The organism is Streptomyces olivoverticillatus (assembly GCF_014203555.1).
GTDB lineage: Bacteria > Actinomycetota > Actinomycetes > Streptomycetales > Streptomycetaceae > Streptomyces > Streptomyces olivoverticillatus.
The window spans coordinates 219775-236508 of the sequence record NZ_JACHJH010000004.1 but is presented as its reverse complement, the minus strand read 5'-3'; the positions used below and the strand labels follow the sequence as shown (position 1 = coordinate 236508).

Genomic DNA, 16734 nt, shown 5'->3' with positions numbered 1-16734 from the left:
TCTGGTCCCCGACGGGGCCTTAGCTCAGTTGGTAGAGCGCTGTCTTTGCATGGCAGATGTCAGGGGTTCGACTCCCCTAGGCTCCACAGACGAAACCCCTCCGACCTGCGTAAACGCGGTCGGAGGGGTTTCTTTGCGTCCTGGGCCGGTGCGTCCTGGGTCAGGCGGTGTCGCCGGGCTCGTCGTCGGAGTCCTTCGCCTGCTTGGCACGGACCTCCGGGTCGAGGAGCGAGGACTCCGCGCTGCCGTCCACCGAGGTGAGGGGGGAGCGGCCGGGCTCGGTGGCCTCCGGGGGCTCGACGAGCCAGTCGGGGTTGGCCTGCTTGTCCCACCACTTCCACGCGACGAAGGCCGCACCCGCGAGCAGACCCACCACCGCCAGCCGCTTGGCCGCCCGGCCCACGCGGCAGCCGCGACTGCGCTTGCGCACGAGCATCTCCACCTCGGCGGCGGAGACCTCGCCGCGCAGCGCGGCGAGGGCGGCGGTGCCCCGGGAGAGCGCCTCGTCCCGGACGGGCTCGGCGGCGGCGCGGGCGCGGGCCGCCGCGTGGTCCAGCTTCGGCGGCAGGGCCTCGCGGGCGTGCTCGAGCCGGGGCTGCAGATGGACGTCGTACTGGGCCCGGGCCTGGTGAGCGGCGTCGGCGACCATGGGCGCGAGCCGTGCCCGGGCCTCGTGGGCGTAGTGCGCGGCCGCGTCCTTCGCGGTGCCTGCGTAGGGCGCCACCACTTCCGCGGCGTGACGCACGCTGTCCTTGGCCGTGCAGGTCGCGGCGTGCACGCTGTGCTTGCGGGTCACGTGAACCTCCTCCTCGGTGGCGTATGGTTTGTCGCCTTTCCACCCAGTGGAAAATCATGCCTGCCGATGGGCGGACCGGCATGTGCGAGCGGGCATCCGGGTGCCGGGGGAGCCGCCCCCTGGCGGAGCCACGACACGTGCAGCGCCTTCCGGAGAACGCGTTCCCCCGGGAGAACGCCGTAAGGGGAGCTCCGGTCGACAATGCCACGGTTCGCCGCCGCGCGCCGGGCTTTGATGGCTCCCGCCGGATACCCGTCGTGCGAGGATCGGTAGCCGTCAGTGAAGACTATGGAAGGTAGATCCGTGGCCGAGCAGCTTTTCGCCACCCTCAAGACCAACCAGGGCGACATCGAGATTCGGCTCCTGCCGCACCACGCCCCCAAGACGGTCAAGAACTTCGTCGAGCTCGCCAAGGGCGAGCGCGAGTGGGTCAACCCCTCGACGGGCGCGAAGACCACGGACAAGCTCTACGACGGCACGGTCTTCCACCGCGTCATCGAGGGCTTCATGATCCAGGGCGGCGACCCGCTGGGCAACGGCACGGGCGGCCCCGGTTACCAGTTCGCCGACGAGTTCCACCCGGAGCTCGCCTTCACCAAGCCCTACCTGCTGGCCATGGCCAACGCCGGCCCGGGCACCAACGGCTCGCAGTTCTTCATCACCGTGTCCCCCACCGCCTGGCTGACCGGCAAGCACACCATCTTCGGCGAGGTCGCGAGCGACGCGAGCAAGAAGGTCGTGGACGCCATTGCCAGCGCCCAGACCAACCCGCGCACCGACCGCCCCGTCCAGGACGTGGTCATCGAGTCCGTCGTCGTCGAGACCCGCTGACGCCGGGCCGCGCGGCTGTCACGACGTCCCGGGGGAACCTGGCGCCCCGTCCGTCCGTATGACGGGCGGGGCGGCGTGCTGCCGGGCAGGGCACCGCTGCCGCGCACCGAGCAGCGCCCGCGACAGGGGCAAGGGGAGAGCATGAGCGACCAGGCCGACCGCTGTTACCGCCATCCGGACCGGGAGACCGGCATCCGCTGCACCCGCTGCGAGCGTCCGATCTGCCCGCAGTGCATGGTCAGCGCCTCCGTCGGCTTCCAGTGCCCGGAGTGTGTGGGCAGTGGTTCCGGCACGGGGCACGGCCCCGCCGCCTCCGCGCCGCGCACCGTCGCGGGGAGCGTGCACACCGACGATCCGCGCCTGGTGACCAAGATCCTGATCGGGCTCAACGTCGCCCTGTGGATCGCGGTGATGACCGTCGGGGACGGCCTGCTGGACTCCCTGGAGATGCTGGGACAGGCGCGCTTTTACGGCGGCCCGGTGGAGGGCGTCGCCGACGGCCAGTGGTACCGGCTGCTGACGGCCGTCTTCCTGCACCAGGCACCGGAGCACATCGCCTTCAACATGATCTCGCTCTGGTTCCTGGGCCCGCCCCTGGAGGCCGCGCTGGGCCGCGCCCGCTATCTGGCCCTCTATCTGCTGTCCGGACTGGGCGGCAGCGCGCTGACCTATCTGATCGCCGAGCCGAACCAGCCCTCACTGGGTGCCTCGGGCGCGATCTTCGGCCTGCTGGGTGCCACCGCCGTGCTGCTGCGGCGGATGAGGTACGACATGCGCCCGGTGATCGCGCTGCTCGTGCTCAACCTGATCTTCACCTTCACGTGGCACAACATCGCCCGGGAAGCACACGTCGGCGGGCTCGTGGTGGGCACGGCGGTGGCGTATGGCATGGTGCACGCCCCTCGGGACAAGCGCGCGCTGGTGCAGGGCCTCACCTGCGCGGCGGCGGCGCTGGCGATCGTCGTGGTGGTGTGCGTACGGACCCTCCAGCTCGCCTGAGCGGAGCTGCGGGGAGCCGTTCGGGTTACGTCACCCACATCGGTGGATGCACACGTTGTCCACAGCGAGTGCGGAATCTTGTGCACGGTGTGCGGGAACGTCCGTTCCCCGCCTCCGCGACGCCTCTGAGCTGCGTTTGCGCTGGAAGACACCGGTGTGGCCAGGGGAGCACAGCACGTGCGCCCGGTCACACCGGCGTCAACGTCCCGGAAGTTATCCACAGATCGTCTGAGTTTTCCCCACTGTGGACGAGGGTGTGGATAACTCGCCGAAAGGCTTAGGGGAAGGCTTGGTGTGCCGAGGCTACTTCCACTGCGTGGACACGACGAAGCCAGCGGCGATGAAGCCGAAGCCGACCACGATGTTCCAGTTGTGCAGCGCCTGGACGGGCATGTCGCCGCTCGTCACATAGAAGACGACGATCCAGGCCAGGCCGATCAGGAACATCGCCAGCATCAACGGCGCCACCCAGCGACGGCCGGTGGTCAGCTTGATGTTCTGCTGCTTCACCGGCGGCGGCGTGAAGTCGTCTTTCTTGCGGATCCGTGACTTCGGCACGAGGGAACTCTCTCCTGTCGATGCGCTGCGTGACCGCGCTGGGTTACAAGGTGGGCTGATCGGCCCGGGCGTCCGTTAGCGTAGTGCTTCCGCGGCGTCGGAGAGGATAAGGGTACGTTGAGCAATTCTGCGGACTCCACCAGCTCACCTGTCCGGCGCTTCAAGCCCGTGCGCCTGCTGACCGGCGGGGTCTTCGCACTGGCCGGGCTCATCTTCTGGACGAGCTTCAACACGGCCCAGGGCACCAACATCCGCACCGACTCCTCGATGCTGCGATTGTCGGACCTCATCCAGGAGCGCAGCCACAAGAACGGCGAGCTCGAGGACAGCGCCGCCGCGGCCCGCGCCGAGGTCGACGCCCTCGCCCGCCGCGACAACGGCAACACCGCGGCCCAGGACCGCAAGCTCAACGCCCTGGAGACCGCCGCCGGCACTCAGAAGCTCACCGGCCCCGGGATGACCGTCACCCTCACCGACGCGCCGCCCAACGCCACCGCCAAGATCCCCGGCGTCCCCCAGCCCCAGCCCAACGACCTCGTCATCCACCAACAGGACCTGCAGGCCGTCGTCAACGCCCTGTGGCGGGGCGGCGCCAAGGGCATCGAGGTCATGGACCAGCGGCTGATCTCCACCAGCGCCGTCCGCTGCGTCGGCAACACCCTCATCCTTCAGGGCCGCGTCTACTCCCCGCCCTACAAGGTGACCGCCGTCGGCGACCGCGGCGCCCTGCGCAAGGCGCTGGACAGCTCGCCCGCCATCCAGAACTACCTCCAGTACGTGGCCGCGTACGGGCTCGGCTGGAAAGTCGACCAGCACGACGCGGTGACTCTTCCCGGCTACTCGGGCACAGTGGATCTCCACTACGCCAAGCCCGTGGGGTGACCCGGGAGGGAGCCGGCCGATGGGGTTACGACTCGTCGTCCGTACGCTCAGCGAACTGTGCCTGACCGTCGGTACGTTGACCGTCCTGTTCGTGGTGTACGTCCTGTACTGGACCGGAGTCCGGGCGGACAGCGCCATGGAGGGCGAGATAGGCCGCCTCCAGGACCAGTGGGCCACCGGCCCGGTGACCCCGGGCGGCACCGGCACCGGCACCGACGCGCCCGGCCCGCCCGCGGACGCAACGGCCGCGGCCGGCAGCGCCGGGAACGGCCCGGCCCCCCGCGCCGGACGGACGCCAGGGGCGACGACACCTCCCGGCGCCCGCTCCTCCGCCCCGCCCCCGGCCGACTACCGCTCCGGCGCGCCCTTCGCCGTGATGTACGTCCCCCGCTTCGGCGAAGGCTGGGCCAAACCCGTCCTCCAGGGCACCGGCACCGAGCTCCTCAAGAAGGGCCTCGGCCACTATGCGCGCACCGCCGAGCTGGGCGGCACGGGCAACTTCGCCGTCGCCGGGCACCGCCGCACGTACGGCGACCCGTTCAAGGACCTGGACGAACTGCGGCCCGGCGACGCGGTGGTGCTGACCGACGGCACCACCTGGTTCACCTACCGCGTCGACACCCGCCCGTACCGCACCCTCCCCGGCGACACCGGTGTCATCGACCCGGTGCCCGCCGCCTCCGGATACCGCGAACCGGGCCGCTATCTGACGCTGACGACCTGCGATCCGGAGTGGGGCCACAGCCACCGGCTGATCGTCTGGGCGCACCTCGAAACCACCCGTCCGGCCGCCGAGGGCAAGCCGAAGGCTTTGCTCGGCTGACCCTCCGGCACCGGGTGCCGCCCCTTACTCTGGTGCTGCAAACGACCAAACCATCGGCGAGTGGGTAGAGCATGTACGTCTGGATCTGGCGTCATCTGCCGGGCAACGCGTGGATGAAGGCGCTGATCTCCCTGATCCTCGTGCTGGCGATCGTCTACGTCCTCTTCCAGTACGTCTTCCCCTGGGCGGAGCCGCTGCTGCCGTTCAACGACGTGACGGTCGACAACGGCATGCCGGTCACCGGCGGAACGGCGGTTGCCTCGTGAGCGCGCGCATCCTCGTCGTGGACAACTACGACAGCTTCGTCTTCAACCTCGTCCAGTACCTCTACCAGCTCGGCGCCGAGTGCGAAGTGCGGCGCAACGACGAGGTGGAGCCCGGCCACGCCCAGGACGGCTTCGACGGGGTGCTGCTCTCGCCCGGCCCCGGAGCACCCGAACAGGCGGGCGTCTGCATCGACATGGTGCGGCACTGCGCCAACACCGGGGTGCCGGTCTTCGGGGTGTGCCTGGGCATGCAGTCGATGGCCGTCGCCTACGGAGGAGTCGTCGGGCGCGCGCCCGAGCTGCTGCACGGCAAGACCTCGCCGGTGACGCACGAGGGCAAGGGCGTCTTCCACGGCCTGCCCTCGCCCTTCACCGCCACCCGCTACCACTCCCTCGCCGTCGAGCGGGAGAGCTGGCCGGACGAGCTGGAGATCACCGCCTGGACCGACACGGGCATCGCCATGGGCCTGCGCCACCGCGACCTGCCGGTGGAGGGCGTGCAGTTCCACCCCGAGTCCGTGCTCACCGAGTGGGGGCACCGGATGCTCGCGAACTGGCTGGTGGCCTGCGGTGACGCCGGGGCGGTGGAACGGTCGGCCGGGCTCGCCCCGGTGGTGGGCAAGGCCGGGGCGTGACCACGCTCCGGCCCGAGCAGGACCCGTGGTTGACCTCCGGGCCGCAGGGCCGCGCGACGCCCGTCGTCTCGCAGCCGCTGCCGCCGGAGGACGACGCGACCATGACGCTGCGCCGGATCGAACCCGCGCCGCCCCCGGTCACCGGGGGGCGTGCGGAGCGGCGCAAGGCGGCGCAGCGCGCCGCGCGCGCCCGCCGGGACAGCCCCGGTGTGATCGTGAGCCGCCTGGTGGGCGAGCTCTTCATCACCCTCGGCGTGGTGATGCTGCTCTTCGTCGCCTACCAGCTGTGGTGGACGAACATCATCGCCCACCAGCAGGCGGGCGGGACCGCCCACAGCCTGCAGAACAGCTGGGACAAGGGCGACGGCCCCGACCGGGACGCGGGCGCCTTCTCGCCGGGCCAGGGCTTCGCCATCCTCTACATCCCCAAGCTGGACGTGAAGGCCCCCATCGCCCAGGGCACCGACAAGCACAAGGTGCTCGACCGCGGCATGGTCGGGCACTACGACGAGAGCGGCCTCAAGGCCGTGATGCCCTGGGACCAGCAGGGAAACTTCGCGCTCGCCGGGCACCGCAACACCCACGGCGAACCGTTCCGCTACGTCAACCGGCTGCAACCCGGCGACAAGATCGTGGTGGAAACCAAGAGCACCTTCTACACGTATGAGATGACGAGCCGTCTGGATCAGACGTCCCCGGCAAACGTGCGGGTCATCGACCCTGTTCCGGTCGGCTCCGGCTTCAAGGGGCCCGGGCGGTACATCACGCTGACCACCTGCACCCCGGAGTTCACCAGTACGTACCGCATGATCGTGTGGGGCAAGATGGTCGACGAGCGGCCCCGGTCCAAGGGAAAGCCGGACGCGCTCGTCGAGTGAGGCAATGGAGAGACGGGGTACAGGCGCGGTGGCACGGACCGACGGCGACGAGCCACAGCTGCAGCAGGAAGCGGACCGCGACGAGCCACGGCGGCAGCAGGGGCCGGACCGCCCGCGGCCGGGCGGCGCGCGCGGCCGGATCGCCGCCGTCGTCAGCTTCATAGGCGAGCTGCTGATCACAGCGGGCGTGATCATGGCGCTTTTCGTCGTCTACTCCCTGTGGTGGACGAACGTCCTCGCGGACCGCGAGGCCAAGCGCCAGGCCAACCACGTGCGCCACAACTGGGCCAAGCCCGCCGGGCCGGGCGCGCTCGACACCAAGGACGGCATCGGCTTCCTGCACGTGCCGGCCATGAAGAACGGCGAGGTGCTGGTCAAGCCCGGCACCGGCACCGGTGTCCTCAACGAGGGCGTGGCCGGCTTCTACCGCGACCCCGTGCCGGCCGCGATGCCCTGGGACAAGCAGGGCAACTTCACCCTGGCCGCGCACCGGGACGGGCACGGCGCCAAGTTCCACAACATCGACAAGATCGAGACCGGTGATCCGGTCGTCTTCGAGACGCGCGACGTCTGGTACGTCTACAAGGTCTACGGAGAGCTCAAGGAGACCTCGCGCTTCAACGTCGATGTCCTGGACGCCGTCCCCAAGGAATCCGGCAAGACCGTGCCCGGCCGCTATCTGACCCTGACGACCTGCACGCCCGTCTACACCTCCGACTACCGCTACATCGTCTGGGCCGAGCTGGAGCGCACGGAGAAGGTCGACGCCAAGCGCACCCCGCCCAAGGAGCTCCGCTAGCCGTTCACGTCATGATGAAGCCCCGGCACCCTCCGCAGGGAGGTTGCCGGGGCTTCATCATGAGCCGTCAGTGCTTGCGGCCGCCGGGCATGCCGCCGAAGAGGCCGCCGATGTCCTGCTGGCCGCCCGTCTGGCCCGCGCCGGTGCCCGGCTGCCCGCCGGTGTCACCGCCGGGCAGGCCCGCCATGGTGGTGAGGTTGACCGCCGTGCCCTGGGGCACCTGCTGGCCCTGGGCCGGGTCGGAGGTCACCACCACGGCGTTGTCGTCCTGCGGGCCGTTGATGTTGCCGGGCTTGAGGCCCGCGTCCGTCAGCGCCTTCTTGGCGTCCTTGAGCTTCATGCCCATCAGGCCGGGCACGCCCTTCTGCGCCGCGCCCTTGGAGACGAAGAGCGTCACCGTCGAGCCGGGCTTGGCGGAGGTGTTGCCGTCGGGGCTCTGCCGGGTGACCGTGTTCACCGGCTTGTCCGAGTCCTCGTCCTCCCGGACGACCTGGAAGCCGTTGTCGGTGAGCTGCTTGTTGGCCGCGTCGTAGGTCTGCCCGACCACCGACGGCACCGTCTTGCTCGCCGCCTTCGTGGCGACCGTCAGGGTGATCTCGGTGCCCTTGGGGGCCTTCGAGTCGGCCGCCGGGTCCTGGCTGATGACGACGCCGGGCGTCTGGTCGGACTCCTGCTGCTTCTGCTTGACCGTGAAGCCCTTGTCCTCCAGCTGCGACGAGGCCTCCTCGAACTTCATGCCCCGCACGTCCGGTACGGCGATCTTCTCCTCGCCCTCGGACACGACGACCTTGACCTCGGAGCCGGACTTCACCTTCGCGCCCTGACCCGGGTCCTGGTCGCAGATCTTGCCCTTGGGCTCGTCACAGGGCTTGGTGCCGCCCTGGACGACCTTGAAGTCGCCGTTGACGCCGAGCTTCTGGGCGGACGCCAGCGTCTCGCCCTTGAGGTTCGGCACGGTGACCTCGGAGTTGGCCCCGCCGCCGCTGAACAGCGACTTGCCGATGAAGATCGCGCCGACCAGCACCAGGATGCCCGCGACGACCAGCAGGATGGTGGAGAGGTTGCTCTTCTTGCCGCCACCGCCGCGGCGCCCGCCGCCGGAGCCGTTGTCGTAGCCGCCGTAGCCGCCGCCGTCGGAGACCGGCGGCATCATCGACGTCTGCCCGGCTGCACCCGCATCCTGCGCGTGCAGCATGGTCGTCGGCTGGTCCTCGCCGTACCCGGCCGCGCCCAGCGAGGCCGCGGCGGCCACCGGCCGCCCTTCGAGGGCCGCCTCGATGTCGGCGCGCATCTCGTCGGCCGACTGGTATCGGTAGTCCGGGTCCTTGGTCAGCGCCTTGAGGACGATGGCGTCGACCTCGGGCCTGATCTCGGGGTCGTGGGTGCTCGGCGGGTTCGGCTCTTCCCGTACGTGCTGGTAGGCGACGGCCACCGGCGAGTCGCCGATGAACGGCGGCCGGACCGTGAGCAGCTCGTAGAGCAGGCAGCCCGTGGAGTAGAGGTCGGACCGCGCGTCGACCTGCTCGCCCTTGGCCTGCTCGGGGGAGAGGTACTGGGCGGTGCCGATGACGGCTGCGGTCTGCGTCATCGTCATGCCGGAGTCGCCCATCGCACGGGCGATGCCGAAGTCCATGACCTTCACCTGGCCGGTGCGGGTCAGCATGACGTTGGCGGGCTTGATGTCGCGGTGGACGATGCCGGCCCGGTGCGAGTACTCCAGCGCCTGGAGCACCCCGATGGTCATCTCCAGCGAGCGCTCGGGCAGCAGCTTGCGGCCGGAGTGCAGCAGCTCGCGCAGCGTCGACCCGTCGACGTACTCCATGACGATGTACGGGATCGACACCCCGTCGACGTAGTCCTCGCCCGTGTCGTACACGGCGACGATCGACGGGTGGTTGAGGGAGGCGGCCGACTGGGCCTCACGGCGGAACCGGGCCTGGAAGGACGGGTCGCGGGCAAGGTCCACCCGCAGCGTCTTCACGGCGACGGTGCGGCCGAGCCGGGTGTCGTGCGCGAGGTAGACCTCGGCCATGCCACCACGGCCGAGCACCGAGCCCAGCTCGTACCGGCCGCCGAGGCGACGCGGCTCTTCCATAGCTCCAGCCCTTCCGTTTCCCTGACCGCACCTTCGTCACGTCCGGCAGTGTGCTGTCCGGCATACCGTACCCGGCGCACCGGGCGCCTCAGGGGCGCCACCGTCACCCGATACAGGACCGGTACCGACCGCGGCGGCGTTCGGCTGTGACAGGTGAGCCGGATCACTTCTCCGTCTTGAGTACCGCCTCCATGACGCTCTTGGCGATGGGCGCGGCGAGCCTGCCACCGGCGATGTCGTCGCGAGCGGTGTTGTCGTCACCCTCGATCACGACCGCGACGGCGACGGGCGAGCCGTTGTCCGTCTTGGCGTAGGAGATGAACCACGCGTAGGGGTTGCCGCTGTTGTCGACACCGTGCTGGGCGGTACCGGTCTTGCCACCGACCTTGACGCCGTCGATCTTCGCGGCGGTTCCGGTGCCGCTCTCGACGACCGTCTCCATGATCGACTGCAGCATCTGCGCGTGCTCGGAGCTGAGCGGCTGGCTCATCTCCTTGGGCGTGTGGTGCTCGATCACGTTCAGGTTGGGCGCGCGCAGCTTGTCGACCATGTACGGCTCCATGAGCTTGCCGTTGTTGGCGACCGCGGCGGCGACCATGGCCATCTGCAGCGGGGTGACGCGGTTGGAGGCCTGGCCGATGCCCGCCATGGCGTTCTGCGGGCGGTTGTCCTTGGGGAAGATGCTCGGCACGGCGCGCACGGGCGTGTCGATGGGCTTGTTGAAGCCGAACTTCGCGGCCTCGTCCATCATCTTCTTGTTGCCCAGGTCGGCGCTGACCTTGCCGAAGACCGTGTTGCAGGAGACCCGCAGCGCCTCGCGCAGCGTGGCGTCCTTGCAGGGGAGGTTGCCCTCGTTCTTCAGCTCGACGCCCGCGGTGTCCGGCAGTGTCCACGGCAGCGGGGAGTCGGTCTTGGAGTCGACGTCCTTGTACAGGCCGTTCTCGAGCGCGGCCGAGGCGGTGACGACCTTGAAGGTGGAACCCGGCGGGTAGGTCTGCCGCAGCGCCCGGTTGAGCATGGGCTGGTTCTTGTCCTTGGTCAGCGCCGTGTAGGCCGCGCCGTCGTTGGCCCCGGCGATCGTCGAGGGGTCGTACGAGGGCGTGGAGGCGAGGGCCAGGATCTTGCCGGTGCGCGGGTCCAGGGCCGCGACGGCGCCCTGCTTGTCGCCCAGGCCCTTGAAGGCGGCCTCCTGCGCCTTGGCGTTGAGGGTGGTGATCACGTCACCGCCCTTCTTGCCCTTTCCGGTGATCATGTCGACGGTGCGGTTGAAGAACAGCCGGTCGTCGTCGCCCGTGAGGACCTTGTCCTCGAGCTTCTCGATCTGGTTGGAGTCGAAGCGCTGGGAGGAGTACCCGGTGACGGGCGCCCACATGGGGCCGTCCTTGTAGGTGCGCTTGTACTTGTAGTCGATCCCGTTGGTCTCCTGGGACCCGGTGATCTCCTGGCCGTCCACGATGATGTTGCCGCGCGGCTGGCTGTAGCGGGCGATGTCGACGCGGTGGTTGTGCTTGTTGGTCTTGAGCTCGTCGGCCTGGACGAACTGCAGCCAGTTGTCGCGGAGCATCAGGGCGAGCACGAGGAGGCCACAGAAGATCGCGATCCGGCGCACGGGCTTGTTCACGGGCGGACCACCTGGGTCATCTCGGCGTCGGGGGAAGGGGCGGGGGCCGGGGCCGGGCGGCGCGCGGTGTCGCTGATCTTGATCAGGATGGCGACGAGGGCCCAGTTGGCGAGCACGGACGAACCGCCGTACGCCATGAACGGCATGGTCATACCGGTCAGCGGGATGAGGCCCATGACACCGCCGGCCACCACGAAGACCTGGATGGCGAAGGCGCCGGACAGGCCACAGGCGAGCAGCTTGCCGAACGGGTCGCGGGCGGCCAGCGCGGTGCGCACGCCGCGCTCGACGATCAGGCCGTAGATGAGCAGGATCGCCATGACGCCGGCCAGGCCGAGCTCCTCGCCGACCGTGCCGAGGATGAAGTCGGAGTTGGCGGCGAAGCCGATGAGGTCCGAGTAGCCCTGGCCCCAGCCCGCGCCGAAGACGCCGCCGGAGCCGAAGGACATCAGGGCCTGGGAGATCTGCTCGCTGGCCGCGGACTTGCCCCAGCCGCCGAACGGGTCGAGCCAGGCGTTCACACGGGCCTGGACGTGGGCCTCGAAGGAGGCCACGCCGACCGCGCCCACCGCGGACATCAGCAGACCGAAGACGATCCAGCTGGTGCGCTCGGTCGCGACGTAGAGCATCACGACGAACATGCCGAAGAACAGCAGCGAGGTGCCGAGGTCGGTCTCGAAGACCAGGACCAGGATGGAGAGGGCCCAGACGGCCAGGATGGGGCCGAGGTCGCGGCCGCGCGGCAGGTACATGCCCATGAAGCGCCGGCTGGCCAGGGCCAGGGCGTCGCGCTTCACCATCAAGTAGCCCGCGAAGAAGATCGAAAGGACGATCTTGGCGAACTCACCGGGCTGGAGGGACCCCAGGCCCGGGAGGGTGATCCAGATGCGGGCACCGAACTTCGCGGGGAAGAACATCGGGGCGATCAGCAGGCCCAGCGCCACGGCCATGGAGATGTAGGTGTAGCGCTGGAGGATGCGGTGGTCCTTGAGGAAGATCACCACGGCGACGAAGAGGCCGATGCCCAGCGCCGAGTAGAGCATCTGGTTGGGCGCCGAGGGGACGAACTTGAAGCCCTGGTTCTTGGCGAGCTGGGCCAGCCGCGGCGACTGGTCGAGCCGCCAGATCAGGACGAGTCCGATGCCGTTCAGCAGCGCGGCCAGCGGCAGCAGCAGCGGGTCGGCGTACTTGGCGAACTTCCGCACCACCAGGTGCCCGACGCCGGCCAGCAGGCCGAGGCCGATCCCGTAGCCGAGCATGCCGGAGGGCATCTCGCCGTGCAGGGCCAGGCCCACGTTGGCGTAGGCGAAGCAGGGGATGATCACGGCGAAGGCCAGCAGCGCGAGCTCGGTGTTGCGCCGGCTCGGCGCACCCGCGGTGCTGATCGTCGTGGTGTTACTGGTGTGGGACATGGGTGAAATCGCTGACATGGCGTTGATGGCCCCCTACGGCTTCACTGCTGGGCGCTGCTGCACTGCGGGACCAACTTCTGCTCTTCCTCGCTGAGGGTGGGGCCCGGGCTCGGGGCCGGGGTGGCCTGGGTGGCGTTCGAGTGCGGCTCGCCCGCGCTCTCCTTGGCCGCCCCGCCGGTACGGTCCCCGGTCTGCTTCTCGTTCTCGCGCCGCTGCTGTTCGGCCTTGCGCCGCTCGTCCTCCTTCTTGCACGCGCCGGCGAGCTTGCCGAGTTCGTCGGCCTTCTTCTCGGCCTGGTCGCGGCTGCCGACCGCAATCGTGTCCACGACACGGCTGCGCTGGTCGACCGGGAGGTACTTGAGTTCGATCTCGGGGTGGTCCTTGGAGAGCTTGCTGAGGCTCACCCACGCCAGGTCCTGGTTGATGCCCTGGTAGACGGCCACGTGGTCGTTGTCCTTGGCACCCACGTAGTACTGCGTCTGGGTCCACTGGTAGCCGCCGTAGAGGCCGCCGCCGACCACGCCGAGGACGACTGCGAAGATCAGCGACCGCTTGATCCAACGGCCGCGGCCCCGGGCGGGCTTGATGAAGTCCTCGTCCGTGAACGCCCCGAAGGCGCCGTCCGGCATGCCGCCCACGGCCGGGTCGCCGCTGCCGGGCGGGCCGAAGCCGCCGCCGTCCTGGCCGGGCACGGGCCGGTTGGCACGGGCGTGCTCGGCGGCACGGCCCGCGGGGGTGTGCATGGCACCCTCGCCGCCGGCCTGGAGCTGGTTCTCGGCGACCGCGCCGACGATCACGGGCGTGTCGTTGAGCTGTCCGGCGAGGGTGTCGCCGCCGTCCACGTCGAGCACGTCCGCGACGATGCAGGTGATGTTGTCCGGGCCGCCGCCGCGCAGCGCGAGCTGGATCAGCTCCTGGATGGTCTCGTGCGGGCCCTGGTAGCTGGCGAGCGTCTCCTCCATCGTCTGGTGGCTGACGACACCGGAGAGCCCGTCGGAGCAGATCAGATAGCGGTCACCGGCACGCACCTCGCGGATCGAGAGATCCGGCTCCACGTGGTCGCCGCTGCCCAGCGCGCGCATCAGCAGGGAGCGCTGCGGGTGGGTGGTGGCCTCTTCCTCGGTGATCCGGCCCTCGTCCACCAGGCGCTGCACCCAGGTGTGGTCCTGGGTGATCTGCGTGAGCACGCCGTCGCGCAGCAGGTACGCGCGCGAGTCGCCGACGTGCACCAGGCCGAGCCGCTGCCCGGTCCACAGCAGGGCGGTGAGCGTGGTGCCCATGCCCTCCAGCTGCGGGTCCTCCTCGACCATGGCGCGCAGCTGGTCGTTGGCGCGCTGCACGGCCGTGCCGAGGGAGGTCAGGATGTCGGAGCCCGGGACGTCGTCGTCGAGCGTGACGAGAGTGGAGATCACCTCGGAGGAGGCGACCTCGCCGGCGGCCTGGCCGCCCATGCCGTCGGCAATGGCCAGCAGGCGGGGGCCGGCGTAGCCGGAGTCCTCGTTGCCCTCCCGGATCATGCCCTTGTGCGATCCGGCGGCGAAGCGCAGTGACAGACTCATGCGCACCTCGCCCGTCGGCTCCGGGTACAGCCCCTTCCCAGCCACGCTGCCCACCCTCCGGTCGTCATGGTCCTACTACTTCCGCAGCTCGATGACGGTCTTGCCGATACGGATCGGCGCGCCGAGCGGGATCGGGGTCGGGGTGGTCAGCCGGGTGCGGTCGAGATACGTGCCGTTGGTCGACCCGAGGTCCTCGACGATCCACTGGCCGTCGCGGTCGGGGTAGATCCTGGCATGCCGGCTGGAGGCGTAGTCGTCGTCCAGCACGATGGTCGAGTCGTGGGCGCGGCCCAGGGAGATCGTCTGGCCCTGGAGGGCCACCGTGGTGCCGGTCAGGCTGCCTTCGGAGACCACCAGCTTGGTGGGTGCGCCGCGCCGGCCGCGCTCGGCCCGGCGGCCGCCGCCGGCTGCGGGCTGCTGCTGGCGCTGCTGCGGCGGCGCGGCCTGCGCCTGTGCGCGCTGCGGACGGGTCTCGCCGCCGCGGCGGGAACCGCGCTGGGTCACCCGTGTGCCGAACAGGTCGCTGCGAATGACCTGAACGGCCACGATGACGAACAGCCACAGTACGGCGAGGAAACCCAACCGCATGACCGTGAGGGTCAGCTCTGACATTGCCCCCGCTTCACCCTTCGGCTTGCCTGTAAACGATGGTGGTGCTGCCCACGACGATGCGTGAGCCGTCGCGGAGCGTAGCGCGCGTGGTGTGCTGTCCGTCCACCACGATGCCGTTGGTCGACCCCAGATCCTGAATGGTCGCGGGGGTGCCGACCCGGATTTCGCAGTGCCGGCGGGAGACGCCGGGGTCGTCGATCCGTACGTCCGCTTCGGTGCTGCGGCCCAGCACGAGGGTGGACCGCGAAATCTGATGCCGGGTGCCGTTGATCTCGATCCAGCGCCTGGTCTGGGCGCCCGGCGCAGCGCCCGGACCCGGTGCGGCACCGCCCGTGCGGGGCTGCGGCCGGCCGCCGGGCGGCGGGGACGCGGGCATGGGCGGCGCACCGGCGGGCCGTGCCGGGTAGCCCGCGCCGTTGGTGACGGCGCCGGACGGGCCCGGGGACGACGGCCGCTGGGCCTGCTGGTCCTGCGACTCGCTGGAGGCGAGCGTGCGGCTGCGCACCCGGTACAGGCCGGTGTCGAGGTCGTCGGCCTTCTCCAGGTGGACCTTGATGGTCCCCATGAAGGTGTAGCGCTGCTGCTTGGCGTAGTCGCGGACCATGCCGGACAGTTCGTCACCGAGCTGGCCGGAGTACGGGCTGAGCCGCTCGAAGTCCGGGGTGCTCAGCTCGACGATGAAATCGTTCGGGACGACGGTGCGGTCACGGTTCCAGATGGTGGCGTTGTTGTCGCACTCCCGCTGGAGTGCGCCGGCGATCTCGACCGGCTGCACCTCGGACTTGAACACCTTGGCGAAGGTGCCGTTCACGAGACCCTCGAGTCGCTGCTCGAAGCGCTTCAGTACTCCCACGGGGCACCTCCTTCCCTCAGTGACGTCTCTGATGCTCAGTGTCGTTCCTGATACTGCTTACTGATCGTATCCACGCGTCGGGAAAACGGCTGGTTCCCCTTCGACGCCAGGAGTGACGAGTGTCGCCTTCACGCGCCCGTCTACGGGGGATCGTAGAGGCGGTCCGAGCCCAGTGTCCCGCAACCGGTGCCCTCCCCGCGGCGACCTCGGGGGCGGGCCGGGGACAACGGGCGTGAAGGCACCCTTGCGACCGTGCTAATGTTCTCGATGTCGGAAGGCGAACGGACAAGAACCGGGCGGAAACGCCGGGGAAACGGTCCGAAAGCCGGAAGACGCACCCATGCGCGGGTGGCGGAATAGGCAGACGCGCTGGATTCAGGTTCCAGTGCCCGCAAGGGCGTGGGGGTTCAACTCCCCCCTCGCGCACCATCAAGCTCCGCAGGTCTTCGGACCTGCGGAGCTTTTTGTCGTACTCATCTTCTTGTTGCAGTCGTTTTCTTGCTGTAGTCGGGCCCTGTCGTCGTCGCGTCCTGTCGTGGTCGCGGTGGTCGCGGTGGGCGCTGCGGCCGGCTTGTCACCGGCCCGCGTTGTAGCGCCGCAGGTAGCCGGCGAAGCGGTCGAGGTCGGCCTCGTCCCAGTCGGCCAGGCGCTCCTGGAGAGCCACCCGGCGGCTGGCGGTGACCTGGGCCAGGGTCCGGGCGCCGAGTTCTGTGAGATGCAGCACTTGGACGCGCTGGTCGGCCGGATCGACGCGGCGCTCGACGAAACCGAGGCGCTCCAGACCCGCGATCTGACGGCTGACGGTCGACTTGTCGAGCAGGTAGTGCGCTGCCAGATCGGTGGCCCGGCAGCCTCCCTCGTCCTCGAGGTGGGCGAGGAGGGTGAAGGAGACGAGCGAGAGCTCGGGGTGCAGCTGGGCCGCGGTGGCGCGGGCGCGGCGGGCGAACGAGGTCAGCTCGCGCTGGATCGTCGCCACGGACTCTTCACGGTGGGACACGGGGGTTCCTTCCGGCGGCCGCGGGAGCCGCTCCTCTTGCATCGACCTCTTGCGTCGACCTCTTGCGTCAACCCGATGGTTGTATGTTACAACTTGAAGTGAGGGTTGTATAAGCCAA

At 69.7% G+C, this 16734-nt stretch carries 17 protein-coding genes and 2 tRNA genes; 10 read left to right on the top strand and 9 right to left on the bottom strand.

Annotated elements, in window-relative coordinates:
- Positions 1–13: 13 nt before the first annotated feature.
- Positions 14–86, top strand: a tRNA-Ala gene (locus tag FHS39_RS15250).
- Positions 87–160: 74 nt separating this feature from the next.
- Here the strand turns inward: FHS39_RS15250 and FHS39_RS15245 are convergent.
- Entirely contained in the window at positions 161–796 is a 636-nt protein-coding gene (locus FHS39_RS15245) for a DUF5324 family protein (RefSeq protein WP_184349887.1), read from the bottom strand.
- A 303-nt stretch (positions 797–1099) separates the two neighbouring features.
- Between FHS39_RS15245 and FHS39_RS15240 the strand changes: the two genes are divergently transcribed.
- Together FHS39_RS15240 and FHS39_RS15235 are read left to right on the top strand one after the other, a co-directional pair.
- Positions 1100–1627, top strand: coding sequence for a peptidylprolyl isomerase (locus FHS39_RS15240; protein WP_184349886.1), 528 nt, complete (start codon positions 1100–1102; stop codon positions 1625–1627).
- 141 nt (positions 1628–1768) lie between these two features.
- Entirely contained in the window at positions 1769–2626 is an 858-nt protein-coding gene (locus FHS39_RS15235; protein ID WP_184349885.1) for a rhomboid family intramembrane serine protease, read from the top strand.
- A 303-nt stretch (positions 2627–2929) separates the two neighbouring features.
- On the opposite strand, the gene crgA is transcribed toward FHS39_RS15235, so the two are convergent.
- Positions 2930–3184 (bottom strand): cell division protein CrgA, encoded by a 255-nt coding sequence (gene crgA / locus FHS39_RS15230; RefSeq protein ID WP_045932056.1) that lies wholly within the window; start codon positions 3182–3184, stop codon positions 2930–2932.
- Positions 3185–3301: 117 nt separating this feature from the next.
- Between crgA and FHS39_RS15225 the strand changes: the two genes are divergently transcribed.
- The 6 genes from FHS39_RS15225 (at position 3302) to FHS39_RS15200 (ending at position 7467) form a co-directional block, all read left to right on the top strand.
- Positions 3302–4066, top strand: a complete 765-nt coding sequence (locus FHS39_RS15225; RefSeq protein ID WP_184349884.1) for a DUF881 domain-containing protein — start codon at positions 3302–3304, stop codon at positions 4064–4066.
- Positions 4067–4085: 19 nt separating this feature from the next.
- Positions 4086–4889, top strand: coding sequence for a class E sortase (locus FHS39_RS15220; protein ID WP_184349883.1), 804 nt, complete (start codon positions 4086–4088; stop codon positions 4887–4889).
- Between the two features lie 71 nt (positions 4890–4960).
- Positions 4961–5155: a hypothetical protein gene (locus FHS39_RS15215; protein WP_045932053.1), complete on the top strand. Its 195-nt coding sequence runs from the start codon at positions 4961–4963 to the stop codon at positions 5153–5155.
- Entirely contained in the window at positions 5152–5790 is a 639-nt protein-coding gene (locus FHS39_RS15210) for an aminodeoxychorismate/anthranilate synthase component II (RefSeq protein ID WP_184349882.1), read from the top strand. The genes FHS39_RS15215 and FHS39_RS15210 overlap by 4 nt, the downstream gene beginning before the upstream one ends.
- On the top strand, positions 5787–6668 hold the full coding sequence (locus FHS39_RS15205) for a class E sortase (RefSeq protein ID WP_425507785.1): 882 nt from the start codon (positions 5787–5789) through the stop codon (positions 6666–6668). The genes FHS39_RS15210 and FHS39_RS15205 overlap by 4 nt, the downstream gene beginning before the upstream one ends.
- 28 nt (positions 6669–6696) lie before the next feature.
- Positions 6697–7467: a class E sortase gene (locus FHS39_RS15200; RefSeq protein ID WP_343069590.1), complete on the top strand. Its 771-nt coding sequence runs from the start codon at positions 6697–6699 to the stop codon at positions 7465–7467.
- A 67-nt stretch (positions 7468–7534) separates the two neighbouring features.
- On the opposite strand, the gene pknB is transcribed toward FHS39_RS15200, so the two are convergent.
- The 6 genes from pknB to FHS39_RS15170 form a co-directional block, all read right to left on the bottom strand.
- A complete protein-coding gene (gene pknB, locus FHS39_RS15195; RefSeq protein ID WP_184349880.1) occupies positions 7535–9562 on the bottom strand; it encodes a Stk1 family PASTA domain-containing Ser/Thr kinase in 2028 nt (675 codons plus the stop codon).
- 163 nt (positions 9563–9725) lie between these two features.
- Complete coding sequence (locus tag FHS39_RS15190; protein WP_184349879.1) at positions 9726–11183, bottom strand: penicillin-binding transpeptidase domain-containing protein; 1458 nt, start codon at positions 11181–11183, stop codon at positions 9726–9728.
- Complete coding sequence (locus FHS39_RS15185; RefSeq protein ID WP_184349878.1) at positions 11180–12595, bottom strand: FtsW/RodA/SpoVE family cell cycle protein; 1416 nt, start codon at positions 12593–12595, stop codon at positions 11180–11182. The genes FHS39_RS15190 and FHS39_RS15185 overlap by 4 nt, the downstream gene beginning before the upstream one ends.
- Before the next feature lie 41 nt (positions 12596–12636).
- A complete protein-coding gene (locus FHS39_RS15180) occupies positions 12637–14154 on the bottom strand; it encodes a Stp1/IreP family PP2C-type Ser/Thr phosphatase (RefSeq protein ID WP_184350207.1) in 1518 nt (505 codons plus the stop codon).
- Positions 14155–14229: 75 nt separating this feature from the next.
- Positions 14230–14766 (bottom strand): FHA domain-containing protein FhaB/FipA, encoded by a 537-nt coding sequence (locus FHS39_RS15175; protein WP_184349877.1) that lies wholly within the window; start codon positions 14764–14766, stop codon positions 14230–14232.
- A gap of 10 nt (positions 14767–14776) precedes the next feature.
- Positions 14777–15619 carry an FhaA domain-containing protein gene (locus tag FHS39_RS15170; RefSeq protein WP_184349876.1) on the bottom strand — a complete coding sequence of 281 codons (843 nt, stop codon included), beginning with the start codon at positions 15617–15619 and terminating at the stop codon, positions 14777–14779.
- Positions 15620–15961: 342 nt separating this feature from the next.
- On the opposite strand from FHS39_RS15170, the gene FHS39_RS15165 reads away from it, so the two are divergent.
- A tRNA-Leu gene (locus FHS39_RS15165) sits at positions 15962–16048 on the top strand.
- A 145-nt stretch (positions 16049–16193) separates the two neighbouring features.
- Here FHS39_RS15165 and FHS39_RS15160 read toward each other — a convergent pair.
- Complete coding sequence (locus FHS39_RS15160; protein WP_184349875.1) at positions 16194–16616, bottom strand: MarR family transcriptional regulator; 423 nt, start codon at positions 16614–16616, stop codon at positions 16194–16196.
- Between the last annotated feature and the right edge of the window lie 118 nt (positions 16617–16734).